At 46.2% G+C, this 14,050-nt stretch carries 12 protein-coding genes and 1 pseudogene; 12 read left to right on the top strand and 1 reads right to left on the bottom strand.

The features are described from left to right. The first annotated feature begins 238 nt into the window (after window positions 1–238). The 10 genes from ABDB91_RS13490 (at window position 239) to ABDB91_RS13445 (ending at window position 10,663) form a co-directional block, all read left to right on the top strand. Window positions 239–1,111, top strand: coding sequence for a sugar ABC transporter permease (locus ABDB91_RS13490; protein ID WP_347488230.1), 873 nt, complete (start codon window positions 239–241; stop codon window positions 1,109–1,111). A 14-nt stretch (window positions 1,112–1,125) separates the two neighbouring features. Then, window positions 1,126–2,010 carry a carbohydrate ABC transporter permease gene (locus ABDB91_RS13485; protein WP_347491609.1) on the top strand — a complete coding sequence of 295 codons (885 nt, stop codon included), beginning with the start codon at window positions 1,126–1,128 and terminating at the stop codon, window positions 2,008–2,010. A gap of 90 nt (window positions 2,011–2,100) precedes the next feature. Next, complete coding sequence (locus tag ABDB91_RS13480; RefSeq protein WP_347488229.1) at window positions 2,101–3,351, top strand: efflux RND transporter periplasmic adaptor subunit; 1,251 nt, start codon at window positions 2,101–2,103, stop codon at window positions 3,349–3,351. Beyond that, window positions 3,348–4,730: an ABC transporter permease gene (locus ABDB91_RS13475; protein ID WP_347488228.1), complete on the top strand. Its 1,383-nt coding sequence runs from the start codon at window positions 3,348–3,350 to the stop codon at window positions 4,728–4,730. The genes ABDB91_RS13480 and ABDB91_RS13475 overlap by 4 nt, the downstream gene beginning before the upstream one ends. Window positions 4,731–4,821: 91 nt before the next feature. After that, the gene (gene ugpC / locus ABDB91_RS13470) at window positions 4,822–5,937 is read left to right on the top strand and encodes a sn-glycerol-3-phosphate ABC transporter ATP-binding protein UgpC (protein WP_347488227.1); all 1,116 of its coding nucleotides are present in this window, start codon (window positions 4,822–4,824) and stop codon (window positions 5,935–5,937) included. Window positions 5,938–6,283: 346 nt separating this feature from the next. Beyond that, window positions 6,284–7,663, top strand: a complete 1,380-nt coding sequence (locus ABDB91_RS13465) for an extracellular solute-binding protein (RefSeq protein ID WP_347488226.1) — start codon at window positions 6,284–6,286, stop codon at window positions 7,661–7,663. 147 nt (window positions 7,664–7,810) lie between these two features. Then, on the top strand, window positions 7,811–7,939 hold the full coding sequence (locus ABDB91_RS13460) for a hypothetical protein (protein ID WP_347488225.1): 129 nt from the start codon (window positions 7,811–7,813) through the stop codon (window positions 7,937–7,939). 3 nt (window positions 7,940–7,942) lie between these two features. Continuing rightward, window positions 7,943–8,293: a DUF2200 domain-containing protein gene (locus ABDB91_RS13455; RefSeq protein WP_347488224.1), complete on the top strand. Its 351-nt coding sequence runs from the start codon at window positions 7,943–7,945 to the stop codon at window positions 8,291–8,293. Between the two features lie 162 nt (window positions 8,294–8,455). Then, a complete protein-coding gene (locus ABDB91_RS13450; protein WP_347488223.1) occupies window positions 8,456–9,220 on the top strand; it encodes a YoaP domain-containing protein in 765 nt (254 codons plus the stop codon). A gap of 246 nt (window positions 9,221–9,466) precedes the next feature. After that, window positions 9,467–10,663, top strand: coding sequence for a DUF2812 domain-containing protein (locus tag ABDB91_RS13445; RefSeq protein ID WP_347488222.1), 1,197 nt, complete (start codon window positions 9,467–9,469; stop codon window positions 10,661–10,663). Window positions 10,664–10,811: 148 nt separating this feature from the next. Here the strand turns inward: ABDB91_RS13445 and ABDB91_RS13440 are convergent, their stop codons facing one another. Beyond that, window positions 10,812–10,979, bottom strand: coding sequence for an aspartyl-phosphate phosphatase Spo0E family protein (locus ABDB91_RS13440; protein ID WP_347488221.1), 168 nt, complete (start codon window positions 10,977–10,979; stop codon window positions 10,812–10,814). A 373-nt stretch (window positions 10,980–11,352) separates the two neighbouring features. On the opposite strand from ABDB91_RS13440, the pseudogene ligD reads away from it, so the two are divergent. Together ligD and ABDB91_RS13430 are read left to right on the top strand one after the other, a co-directional pair. Continuing rightward, window positions 11,353–12,225, top strand: a pseudogene (gene ligD / locus ABDB91_RS13435) (non-homologous end-joining DNA ligase); the annotation flags it as partial. A 334-nt stretch (window positions 12,226–12,559) separates the two neighbouring features. Beyond that, window positions 12,560–13,753, top strand: a complete 1,194-nt coding sequence (locus ABDB91_RS13430; protein ID WP_347488220.1) for an FAD-binding oxidoreductase — start codon at window positions 12,560–12,562, stop codon at window positions 13,751–13,753. Window positions 13,754–14,050 lie beyond the last annotated feature (297 nt).

The raw sequence follows: 14,050 nt of genomic DNA, 5'->3' as shown, positions 1-14,050 counted from the left end.
GCCCAACACTGGTTCCGGGGCAAAGGTGATACTGAGCTAAAGGGATAATCATTTAGGAAAATAATAAGGTCTTCATAAGAATTTATTAAGATTTTGATAAGTTGAAATTCCAACATCGCCTGCCTGATTTCGGTAAGATGAGATTGCCGAATCGGACAGGCTTTTAATATTCGGGCGTTCGATTGCTCGGAATTCCGATTAAGCCGTTGTTTGGTCCATCACGATTAAGGTGGTAAAGATGAGAACTGGAAAATTAAAAACTAATAACGACTGCCTGGCCTGGCTTTTCCTCGGGCCCAGCCTGCTGGGTTTTGCTCTTTTTTACTTGCTCCCGTTTGTCGCCGGCTTTTACTATTCCCTGGTGGACAGTCCCATTAACGGTACTTTTGTCGGATTACATAATTACGGCGCTTTGTTAAAAAACCCGAGCTTTTTAACAGCCCTGGCGAATACAGCCAAGTTTACTTTAATCTGTGTACCTCTTAATATGATTCTCTCTCTGGGAGTGGCCTGGTTATTGAACCAAAAATTACAGGGCCGGAACCTGTTTCGCACCATCATGATCACTCCTCTGGTGGTACCCGTAGCCTCGGTAGTCCTGGTTTGGCAGGCTTTTTTTGATTTAAACGGTGTTTTAAATTCCCTGATCCATGCCTTGGGTCACCCACCCGTGGACTGGATGAAAACCAACTGGTCCAGGGTGGTGGTCCTGGTAGTTTATTTATGGAAAAACATTGGTTACAGCGTAATCCTGTTTCTGGCCGGATTGCAAAATATACCGGTTGAATACTACGAAGCGGCCAGGATAGACGGGGCCGGCCGCCGGCAGGAATTTTTCCGGATCACCCTGGTTTATTTGACCCCCACGACTTTTTTTGTTTTTGTTATCTCGATTATCAATTCCTTCAAGGTTTTCCGGGAGACGTACCTTATCTCCGGGGAATATCCCCATAACAGCATCTATATGCTGCAGCACTACATGAACAATATGTTCATGGCCCTGGATTATCAAAAATTGACTTCCGCGGCCTTCATTATGGCTGTCTTTATCGTAGCCGTTGTTTTACTGCTTTTTATCGTGGAGAGAAAAATCACCAACATGATTAATTAAAAGGAATGAACGTGTTGAATCTAAACCGTCAGATGACAAAAATACTCCATATTACAGTTTTACTGGTACTGGCTGTCATATTCATGTTTCCCCTGGCTGTAACCGTCACCAATTCATTCATGAGTGAACAGGAAATCGCCGATAATTATGACCCGGTGACGGACAAAAATTTAAGCAGCTATAACGATGACACCGCGAGTCACTTCGCCCGGTTACAGCTTATCCCCGACGTGGTGGTGCTGAAGCAGTATTATAACGTACTCATCAAAAAGACCCAGTTCCTTTTCATGTTCTGGAATTCCGTGCTGCTTACCTTCCCTATCGTCATCGGGCAAACGATTGTGGCCACCCTGGCTGCCTATGCCTTTGCCAAACTGAAGTTTAGAGGCAGGAATTTCTTATTTTTCTTGTATATCATTGTAATGCTGATGCCATTCCAGGTAACCCTGGTGCCCAATTATTTAATGGCCGGCCAGTTGGGTCTGCTTAATAGCCGCTGGTCCATTATCTTTCCCGGCATCTTCAGCACTTTTGGCGTATTTCTTTTAAAACAGTATATGGAGCAGATACCGGACTCCTATATTGAAGCAGCCCGAGTGGACGGAGCCAACCAGCTCCAGATTTTCCTTAAAATCATCCTGCCCATGTCCAGGGCCGGCATAGCAGCCATGGCCATACTTATTTTTATCGATAACTGGAACATGGTCGAACAGCCGTTGATTTTTTTACAGGATGCGGCCAAACAGCCTCTTTCACTCTATCTTTCCAGAATCATCGACGGTGAAAAAGGACTGGCCTTTGCCGCGTCCACTTTATACATGCTGCCGGTGCTGCTGAACTTCCTTTACGCTGAAAAATACTTGCTGGAGGGGATTCGGCTTTCCGGAATCAAAGGCTGAGCAACTGGTGACTTGTCATATGAATTCTTGCACACTTACTCTACAAGGGCTATTGTATCGCTGCACCAGCTCAGGGAGGGAGACGGAAAATTGCAGAATCAAGCAATTGCGGATGATGCGCAAAGAAAAAAAATAATCGGGCGCTTAAGCCTGCTGTTCCTAATAGCGATGATCGGGTTAACTTTCTTCTCCAATACCATCAATAACTTTGCTCTGCCCAGGGTCCAAACGGTCCGGCCGACGAACGGGGCTTTAATCAAAGAAATATTCGGCGCAGGGACGGTCGAGGTCAAATCAACCCGGGAGGAATACGCAGATGCCAATTTGCGAGTAAAGGAGGTCCTGGTGGAGCAGGGGGACAGGGTCAGCAAAGGCCAGCCCATCCTTAGCTTGGAGGTAGACAGCCTTAACTTGGAGGTAGACACCCTTAGTCTGGAGGTAGACATCCAAAAGGCCAATTATCTGGATGAACAGGCCCACTATCAGCAACTGCAGCTTTCGCTGGCGGGGGCCCGGGAAGAGCAGGCGCAAAAACAAAGGGATTACGATAACCTTAAGTACCTGTTTGATAATAAAGCCGAAACGGCGGTAAACCTGCAAAATGCCAAAAAGAACCTGGCGGACGCGAAAAGAAACTGTGAAGACATTCAGCTTAATCTGGAAATACAAGCCAGGAAGGTGGAAAGCATGGCCAAACAGGTGGAAAACATGACCAGAAAGGCGGATGCCCTGGCCCAACAGGTGGCCAATAACGGCGTGTATACAGCGCCCGTGGACGGCCTGATCACAGAACTGAACTTTGCCGAAGGGGCTATGACCAACAACTCCCTGCCCCTGTTTAAATTAGCTGATCTAGGGCAGGGCTTCCGGCTGATCGTGCCCATTGACAATGATTTGGTTGATTACGTCAAACCCGGAGATACGGTAAGTGTTAATATTCTCTCCCTGGGGGATAAAAAAACCGAGGGCAAAATCGACAAGATCGTGAAAAACAGCCGGCACGAGGGGGATGAAAAGGATTTGTGGATCGACGTGTCTCTGGAAGGCCTGACAGGCGGCGAAAAGGGAGAAATTTATTTAAGCAAAAAAACAAAGCCTTACGCCAACCTCGTACCTAACAGGGCGGTTTATGACGACAGCGGCGGCTCCTATGTCTTCGTTCTGGAATCAAGAAAAGGACCTTTGGGTACGGAGAACTATTTGCAAAAGGTGGAAGTCAATGTGGAAGACAGCGATAATGAAAAGTCCGCTCTCACAGATATGGTGCTGGGCGAAGTGGTGATGCAAAGCAATAAGCCGGTGGAGGACGGGGATAGAGTTCTGAAGGAGGCGGCAAATTGAAACCGGCCCAATCAGCCTATCCGGCTTATCTTATGCTGGCCCTGGGCCTATTGGTTTTAACCTGGAGCACTGTTCTGGGGTCGTCCCTGCCCGCTAAATTGGCGGATCTTGGCGGCCTGCATAAAACCAACAAAATCACCGCTACCTGGCTGAGCAACTCCAATCAGCCGGAAGAAGGCTCTTTTTCTCTGCAAGATATGCGGCAGCTTACCCAATACAACCTCCGGGACTATGATCTGGCTTACGCCATGGAGGCTTTAACTTCCGCCGCCTATCAAAAAAACCAGAGTCAGGCTCAGGTGCTGGGGGTGAATGACAGGTATGATCAATTCCATCAAATAAACTTGCGATCGGGCTGTTTTTTAACTTTTGAACAGGAGAACCAGCCGGTCGCTGTAATCAATGAAGATCTGGCTCAGGCTCTTTTTCAGAACTGCAATGTGGTGGGCCTGGAGATAGAACTTTATGGCCGGAAATTCAAAATAGTCGGGGTGGCCGGGGCTGAGCATTCCCTGATCGGGACTCTGACGGACAGGGGATACGGCACAGTGTACATACCGGTGAAAATACTGTTGGAACTGGAGGAAGATTGCAAAATAACCTCATTGGAAGTGGCAACAAAGGATGCCGGCACCACGGGTCTCAACGCCGCCGTTTTAGGAACAGCCCTGGCTTCCATCGGCCAGGACCCCACCAGCTACAAAATCATTGATTATAACGTGGCGGATCTCCTGATGGAACAAGAGAACCTGCTGCGCAATTTCGTGGCGGGGGCGGTGGCCATGGTGATGCTTTTGGGGCTGCTCAGACGAAAAATAAAGGGTATTTATCATTTCTGCCGCCTGAGGCTCCGGGATAAATATTGGTCGGAGATAATCAAGGGGGACACCGTCAAGCTTGTGCTTGGTATGGCGGAGGTGTCAGCGCTTGTTGCAGTGATGCTGCTGCTATGGAAATTAATCAGATTTAGCTTATATATTCCGCCGGAAAACATACCCAACGAGCTTATTGATGTTTCATTTTGGGTCGAACTCATTAAAAACAGGATTCAAACCGGACTGCAAAGCGCCGGATACACAGCGCCGCCCGGAGAAGTGCAGTTGAATATCCTTAATACCATCCGGAACTGGAACTTGTTTTTAAACATCTTCCTTGGTTGGCCGCTGTTCTTGCTGGGGCTTTACCAGATCAGGCTGCTGCAGGAAAAACTGCTCAAAGTTGAAGTGTTTTGCAGCGTTTTCCTGCCGGCCGCCTTAAGTTTGGGCACTGCCTTGCTGTTGATAATAAAAATGCCTCCCGTCATAGAGAGCGGGGAGGTGTTGCTGGTATTCGGTTCTGTATTTTTAACCGTGGTTAAGGTCAGGGGACACACCTGCTGAAGCTTGGGCATTTCTATGTGGACAGGAATGTCCCCAATAACGGGAATGTCCCCAATAATAGGAATGGTCCCAATTTATAGGAGGGCGGCGGATGGCGAGTTTATATCTGAAAAATCTATCTAAGACCTACCCCGGCGGGGTTACGGCAGTCAGGGATTTCTCTCTGGAAATAAAGGATCAAGAATTCTTAATCCTGGTAGGCCCCTCCGGGTGTGGCAAAACAACCGTCTTAAGGATGATTGCCGGGTTGGAGGAAATCTCATCCGGTGAATTGTATATTGCTGACCGGCTGGTTAATGACGTGGCCGCCAAGGACCGGGATATCGCTATGGTTTTTCAAAATTATGCTCTTTATCCCCATCTATCGGTCTATGACAATATGGCTTTTGGGCTTAAGTTGAGGAAGATACCCAAGGCTGAAATCAGGAAGAATGTGCAGGAAGCGGCCAGGATTCTTGCCCTTGAAGATCTTCTGAAACGCAAACCCAAGGAACTTTCCGGTGGGCAAAGGCAAAGGGTGGCCCTGGGACGGGCCATTGTCAGGAAACCCAAGGTTTTCCTGATGGATGAGCCTCTGTCCAACCTGGATGCTCAGTTGAGAACCCAGATGAGAATAGAAATTGCCAAACTCCATAAAAATCTGCAGACAACTTTTGTCTATGTAACCCATGATCAAACCGAAGCCATGACCATGGGCACCAGAATCGTGGTGATGAAGGATGGCCTGATCCAGCAAATTGACAGCCCGCAATATATCTATGATCACCCGGTTAATATGTTTGTGGCCGGTTTTCTCGGCAGTCCCGGGATGAACTTTCTGGAAGTTTTAATTATCGAGCAAAACGGCTGTGTCTTTGCCAAACTGGCCGACGCCTTGCTGCCTGTTCCCACTGCCGGGGGACAAAGGTTAAAAGAGCAGGGGTATTTGAACCGGAAAATGGTCCTGGGGATAAGAGCGGAGCATCTCTGCGGCAGCGGAGACTTTTTGGAGCGCCATCCCGAGTGTGCTTTGCGCGGGAGGCTGGAGTTTACCGAATTGAGAGGGGCTGAAACTTACCATTATGTAATGATAGCCGGCAGAGAGGTGGTTGTCAGGGTGAGTCCGGAGCTGCGCGCCGAAACCGGACAGGAAGTCAGGGTGGGCTTTAATATGTCCAAGGCCCATTTTTTCGATCAAGAAAGTGAGGTGAACGTCAGTAGTCAGTAGTCAATCCGGAAGTTAGAATTCAGGAGTCATTAGACAGCAGTCAAGTTAGAAAATCTTTTGGGGTCAAATCCCTACTGAATTCCGGCTCCTTAATTCTGAATACTTCACCTGACTAACTTGGCGTAAGTCTCCCGCATAATTGGGGACATTCCTTGCTGTGTGCCCGCTGTGTACCCGGAGGGTGAAGGGTGAAGAGGTGTGTCCCCTGACCGCTAACGGCGGGAGTCAAACGCCAATACCCTCCGGGCACACAGTTAAGTCATGCATTGGCAGTTCTAGAATTCAGATGGAGTAAAATAATCTCCATCTGCATTAAAAACTTGCTTCAAAGAGAAGGGGTGTTTTGATGATCAAAAACAAATGCGGAGTTGTCCTAAGCCTGCTACTGGTCCTCGGCCTGGGGCTATTTACCGCCGGCTGCGGTAATACTCAGCCTGCCGGGGAAGATAATAATCCTGATTCCCTGACCATTGCGGTAGTGAGCAAAGATACGTACCTGGATACGGCAGTGAAAAAGTTTGAGGAACTTCATCCCGGCGTTAGTGTGGAAGTGAAAGAATACACCTCCAGTACTTTGGAAAAAGGCGAAGGTGTCAAGGCGGCGGAGCCCGGCGATATTGAAAAATATGTCACGGCTATGAATACCCAGCTCATGTCCGGACAGGGCAGCGATATAATCTTATTAAACAACCTGCCTTATCAGACCTATGCGGATAAGCATCTTTTAGTTGACTTGGGCGGGCTGATGCAGTCGGATCAAAGCTTCAACAGCGGTAAATACTACCAAAATATTTTTAAAGCTTTAGAATATAAAGATAAACTATATGGGCTGCCGGTTAATATCACTATCGATATGATTGCCGCGGATAGAACCCTGCTGGCTGATTCCCGGGTGCAAATTGACGATAGCAGCTGGGATTGGAACGATTTTGTCAAGACGGCGGAAAAGGTCATTAACGATAACCCAAACGGGGGAACCGGGGAGATATATGCCTTGGCCGGGATGGATGAAAAAAGACTGATTGCGACTCTGGTTAAAGAAAACTATAACAGCCTGGTCGATCCGGAGAAGAAAACAGCCAATTTTACCGGCCGGGAATTTCTTGATTTACTGAACTTGAGCAAATATCTGATTGACCACAAACTGGTTAATACGGATATAGCCCAGACCAACATTATGGACATGGCTTCCCGGGGTAACCTGGTTTTTAATTTCACTTCTCTTAAAGGATTTTGGGACCTGCAAGTGGCCAAGGCAATTTTCAGCGAGGGTGTTCAGCTTTTAAAGCCCCCCGGAAAGGTGTACTTTTCCACGGACTCCATGTATGGGATCAGCAGTAAATCAGCCCATCAAGAACTGGCCTGGGAATTTTTAAAATTTTTGGTCTCTGATGAGATGATGACTCAGGGAGGAATGCCGATTAATAAGAGTGTGCTTTCCCAGATTGCCCAAAATTTTACCCAGGCTATACAAAAAAATGGTGGGATAATGAGAATTAAGGACGACGGCATTCCAGCTCAATCTATAACACTGCACCCCCCCACGCAGGAGGATGTCGAGTATATGGAAAACCTGCTGAGTCAAGCGAACGCCTACGTCGGAACGGACCAGAAGATTATTTCGATTGTTCAGGAGGAAACCGCGGCCTTCTTTACAGGACAGAAGACAGCGGAAACGACCGCCCAATTGATTCAGGACAGGGTGAGCACATACTTAAATGAATAATAGGGTCATGCACGCCGAGATGGTCATTTACGGTACGAATGTCTGGTTTGCCGATGAAGCTGCGCCGCCTAAGAATGGTGACAACATCAAACTAACCGTCACGGCGCCACGGGCAAGGAAGCGACGGCTATTTTCGACGCGCTTTGCGTGGGCGGCGAGGTGACGCTTCCGCCGACCGAGACCTTCTATAGCGTGTTCCACGCCGCAGTAACAGACAAGTTCGGCGTGAACTGGAATGTCGTCGCTGAAGAAGCGCCGCAGCAAGTGGAGGGATAAAGCGTGAATAACGAACGTGTATACAAAATGAAGATCTCCGGCGTGTACCCTCTCTATATTCAAAAAGCCCTGCGCAAAGGACGCACGAAAGCGGAAGTCGATACCGTCATTCAATGGCTGACAGGCTATGATGAACAGGGATTGCAGTCTCAAATTAATAGAGAAGCGGACTTTGAGACGTTCTTTGCCGAAGCTCCTCAAATCAATCCGAACGCTTCCAAAATCACCGGAGTAATCTGCGGAGTTCGCGTCGAGGAAATCGAAGACTCGCTTATGCAGAAGATACGCTGGCTAGACAAGTTGGTGGACGAACTGGCAAAAGGTAAGCCGATGGAAAAGGTGTTAAGAATATGAAGAACCTGTTGATGGTAAATGCTGAGGAGAATGAAACTGCGGAAGAAAAAGGTGAAACCAGAAAATAAGTGCGAGGTATGTTTGTGAGCTCGATGTTTAATAATGCGGAGAAAGATTAAGAATATAAACCTGACAAAAGCAAGATAACGGGGAGGAAATGTGATGGAATTGGTTACGATTACCAAGGAAAACTTAGAACAGGAGCACATTTGTTGCGCAATTTCCAATAACAAGGATTATCAGGTATCTGCTAAGAAAGCATGGCTTGCGGAAAGGCTGGACGATGGACTTGTGTTCAAGAAAGGAAATGTCAGGGGCAAATGCTTTATTGAATATATTCCTGCTGAAAAAGCATGGTCGCCTATTGAGGCCGGTGGATATATGTACATAGACTGCCTGTGGGTGTCTGGACAGCTCAAAGGACGGGGCAATTCCAATCTGTTGCTTAACGAGTGTATTCAAGACAGTAAAGAAAAAGGGAAAAAAGGCCTGGTGATATTGTCGTCAAAAAAGAAAATGCCGTTTCTTTCTGATCCTAAATACCTGCGCTATAAAGGGTTTCTTGTTGCCGACACTGCTGAGCCTTATTACGAACTGCTTTATCTGCCGTTTGATGCGGATGCCCCAAGACCAAGCTTCAAAGCGCAGGTGAAAAATTTGCATATCGAAGACAAAGGGTTTGTGCTTTACTATGCCCATCAATGTCCGTATACAGCGAAGTATGTTCCTTTGATAGAGGATTTAGCGAAATCTAAAGGTATTCCTTTCAAGTCAATTCTCTTTAAAACAACGGAACAAGCACAAAATGCACCGGCTCCGTTCACATCGTACAGCCTTTTCTTTGATGGCAAGTTTGTTACAAACGAAATTCTTTCTGGTAAAAAATTCGAGAAGATAGCAGCGGATAAGGTGCAAGTGCTTCTTTGATTGCTGTCTCCGCTTTATTATGAGCTGAATGTCTTGATGCGCTTGGGGATACAAGGTTTATTGCAGCTGATAACCGAGAAATTCACGCTAGGGTCTTGACATACTGTAGGTCCAATGGCAGAGAATAATGGTTTGTTTCTATCCGGCGGGGAAAACCGCTATAACGCTTAATATCTATGTATCTTGCCGGAAGCAGGCTTTGCTAATCCCGGTAAAGACGGTGCCGGATTTAAAGGGGAAAAAACAATGAGTAAAACAGTTAGGAAATTTATACCGGATGATATCTGGAATCTGGGCAGAAGCGAATCGTGGTTTTCCGATATGGCTAAGATGGGACTGCATCTGCGGAAAGTAGGGCTTCATTTCGCTGTCTTTGAGAAGGGGGAGCCCCAAAAGACAAAGTATAGAATGGACATTATAAGCCCTGCGCCGACAGAAAAACAGCTTGAAATATACAAAGAATCCGGTTGGCAGCTTGTCACCGGTTTAAAAGAACTCTATATCTTCTCATCGCCGGAAGAAGCGAATTATCCGGAGCTTCATACCGATCCAATGGAACAAAGTTATACCTTGGTGGCATTAAATAGGCGACTGAGAAATCAGGTAATTGCATTATCCCTATTTATGATGCTCTTTCTAGGGATGATGTTACCGATGTTCTTTCTTGAGCGTACGCCAATACTTGCGCTGATGGAGGCATCATGGTTTCAGCGTCCGCTGCTTATGTTCGTTGAGATTTATGTTTTTTATATTGTTATACGAAATTTCGTAGTTTTACGCAGGCTTAAAAACTCTCTTTTAGAGGGGAGGCCAATCAACCATCAGGAAAATTGGCTAAAGCCACGTTTGATTAATGGCGCTATAAGCGCCTTCTTCCTTGTTATCGCTCTTATAACCGCCTGCATACCGCTTGTAGAAATTGCTCAGAGCAAATCATATACCCTGCCGGAAGCATCGGTTAAGCTTCCTGTGGTGCGGCTTGCGGAAATTGAAAAAAACTCCGGGCTGGAGCGCGAGGAATGGTTAAACATCCGAGGTATTGAATGGGGAAATTATGTCAGCTATGCTTGGTCGCCTCTTGCGCCCGTTAAGTACCTGATAAGCGAGCATGGCATTGTCCGGAACGAGATGTGGGATGACAAGAGCGGATCTTATTCTCCAAGCATTGAAACGAATTATTATAAGTTGCTTTTCTCATCTATGGCCGACAGTTTGATTTACAATCTTATGGAACGGCATGTTGAATATCTAGACCCGGAATTGAAGGTCCAAGAGCTGAATAGCACGCATTTTGACAAGCTAATAGTAGCGCAGATCGGGATCAGGAAAGAAATCTTTGCTTCGTCCGGAAATGAAATCATTTATATAAAGTATTTTGGCAAGGTGCAGGCGGAAGACATTATCGCATTGTTGCCGCAAGCATTCGGTATTTGTGAAAGATAGGAGTTAAGGATATGTCAAGGAGGTGGTCTGATACGTTAGTATAACTCACATCCTTATCCAATTTATTCTCTCTTTAGACATCCATACCGCCAACGCGACACCGGCAGAAAGTTGAAAATATTAATTTAAGCAGATGAGGGATTTATACTCAAACGCCATAGGCCATTTCTTCGGTAGCCCTGTGGTACATGACTATATAGTTGTCCAACTCCTGGCTGGCTTTAAGCAATTTTGCATAATCAGCGCCTACGTTTACCAGGTCATGCATCTTGGCACGCAGACGTACTATCTCTAAGACTATTTCCTCCCGAGACATTGCGTATCACCTCGGGATTACATATTTCTTGGTGAGTTGTGACATTCCCTGCAAAATAATATTAAAAACAATGTCGATTTCTGCAGTGAAATGCCGGGGCTTAAGCTTGCCGGTATGAGCATGGAAGGGTATTCGACTGCCGGCGGATTTTTTTCATTCAATTGGAAACAATAATTGAAAGGACGAAGGCTGGCTTAAGGGAAAGTGGACTCTGGTGCGCTTGGAGAGCGGGTGGAGACCAAAAACAACCGGCTTTTATTGAAAGAAAAGGATGCGTACCCTCAAAGCCGGCGAGGGGATTTCTACACTTACCACCAGTATCGGAACCGGACGCACCATGACGGAAATTGAAGCAGGGGAAGCGGAGAGTGCCGTGGAAGCAAACGCCAACAGTATCATGATCGAGGGAATTAAGATTACCAATCCGGACAAGGTGATCTTTACCGACCCGGAAATCACCAAAGGGGATGTGATCCGGTATTACACCGAGGTTGCGGAGCGCATGCTGCCCTATGTAAGCCACAGAATCCTCAGCATTGTCCGCTGTCCCAAGGGCATAGCACAGGCTTGCTTCTATAAGAAGCATCCCGGTCCGGGCAGCCGGGGAATCGTTATCACCTCTGTTTCCTCCAGTGCAGGAGAAACGGAAGATTACTTCTATATTGATAACCCGTTGGGGCTCATATACGAAGCGCAAATGGGCACCCTGGAATTTCATACCTGGGGAAGTCGTGTGGACGAGCTGGAAAAGCCCGATTTGATGGTATTTGATCTGGACCCGGATGAGGGAATGGATCTGATCAGAGTACGTCAGGGAGTGCGGGATATGAAAAATGTACTGGACGAACTTTCCCTGAACTCGTATCTCAAGACCAGCGGTGGTAAAGGCTACCATGTGGTCGTACCTTTGAAACCTGCCGTTTCTTGGGATGTGTTCTATGATTTTGCCAGGCGCATTGCCCGGGTGATGGAGCGGAAATGGCCTGACCGCTATACAAGCAATGTCCGAAAGGCCAAGCGCAGCAACAAGATATTCATCGACTGGATTCGCAACGGCAGAGGCGCTACCAGCATTGCCCCTTATTCCCTAAGGGCGAGAAAAGGGGCCGGGGTATCCATGCCCATCTCTTGGAAGGAACTGGACATGGTAGCTCCCGGCGGCGTCAATATGGCGGAGGCGCTCCGGAGGATCAACGGCGATGATCCCTGGCAGGATTTTTTCCGGAATTATCAGCAGCTTAAATGAACATTATATTGGGTGAGAATTGAGGCCGTTACCATAATAGTAAACGCTCTCAAATAGATAGGATTTTATATTGAGAACCCCTCGTAAGTCTAAATTACCGAGGGGTTCTTATTAATGTCGGGCATGTGATATGTGGAGCTGCTGCAACTATAGCCTTGAAAAATACATTTTAACGAAAAAATTTTTGAGTTAGGCAGGGAAATTAAATTTGGGGTGGAATTTTGTCTTAAATGGTCTGACCAATATATATTTTTTTTCGAAACATTGGATTACGTTGGTTGGACCAATTAAAAGCTATTATCTTTGTTCCTTTAAATTATGCGGGGAGGTTGTTATGATTAAAAAATATGATTTGATTATTGTTGGTGGCGGGATCATGGCATCAAGTTTAGCCTACAACTTACGCAAAGACGGATATACGGGAAGCGTAGTTGTTTTTGAAAAAGATCGTATGTATGAATATTCCTCTACTCCACGCTGTTACGGAGGATTTCGGCAAACATTCAGTATTCCGGGGAATATTCAAATGTCCAAACTCGGTGTGCAGATATTTAAAAATTTTGAAAAGGAAATGGCTCTGGATGATGAACTGGCAGTGATTGATTTTAAACAACATGGTTATCTGTATTTAGCTAATGAACAAGCGTTATCTATTTTGAAAGATAACATGACGGTACAGAAAAGCCTTGGCGTAAATGTGCAATTACTGACTCCTGAAGAAACAAAGTCTTTAGTCCCGGAAATGGATGTTGATGATTTGACGGGTGCCGTTTTTGATGTGGAAGGCGGAAATGCGGATCCTTATTGCGTTCTGCAGTGGTATGTGAGACATGCTAAGCGATTAGGAGTGGAGTACGTTTACGAGAATGTGCAAGCCATTTTGACCGATGGACTTCATCAGGTAAAGGGTGTGAAATTGGAAACCGGTGAAGAATATCATGCGCCAATTGTGGTAAATGCAGCCGGAGCCTGGTCCGGTGAAATAAGTAGGACAATGGGGATAGACATACCGGTGCGGCCTTTCCGTAAACAGGTTTATTGTGTCGACTTAGCAATGCCGTTTAAAACTGATATCCCATTTGTTTTTGACTATCTGGGCACATACTTCCAGGGCGAAGGACTTAAAGTTATTATTGGCTCGCGTGAGGGGTCTAATGAAACAGTGCAGGATGAGAACAGCTTCAATTTTGATTTTACTCTAAACAGATCCTATTTCAACGAAGAAGTATGGCCTTTATTAGCTGAACGCTCTCCTAATTTTGATCAACTAAAGTTGGGACGGGGCTGGGCCGGTCTCTATGAATATAATTATATAGACCATAACGCGATCATTGGCGATCATCCCGATATGAATGGTTATTATTTAATCACAGGTTTTAGCGGTCATGGATTTCAGCAAGGACCTGCAGCCGGTAAATGTGTATCAGAACTTATTCGCTTAGGGAAATACGAAACGATAGATTTAACTCCGTTTTCCATTAGACGGTTTGCGGAAAACAAATTATTATTGGAAAGTGAAGTATATTGATTATTAATTACAATCAAATAGCAAACCAACCTGCATTTATGAATATTTTAATGCCATAGCATTTTTATCGAATTCCAGAAGGGAGTGTCGTAAAACTACTTTCTTAGAGTAGTGAGCGCCCCCCCTTTCCCGGGTGCAGCTAATTATTCCGATAATAATCCGGTATCTTTACAAAAGGCTGCCGCACTATGAACTATTTAGCCCGTTGTGCAACAGCCCTTCCTATCAGGCGGGGTAGAATTCCATCTAAAGCCCCGCTGTTCAGCTTTAGCTGAACAGGTTCGCTGTTCCGACTGT

Origin of the sequence: Desulfoscipio sp. XC116, assembly GCF_039851975.1 — a bacterium.
Classification (GTDB): domain Bacteria; phylum Bacillota; class Desulfotomaculia; order Desulfotomaculales; family Desulfallaceae; genus Sporotomaculum.
This window is presented reverse-complemented; position numbering and strand designations above follow the sequence as displayed.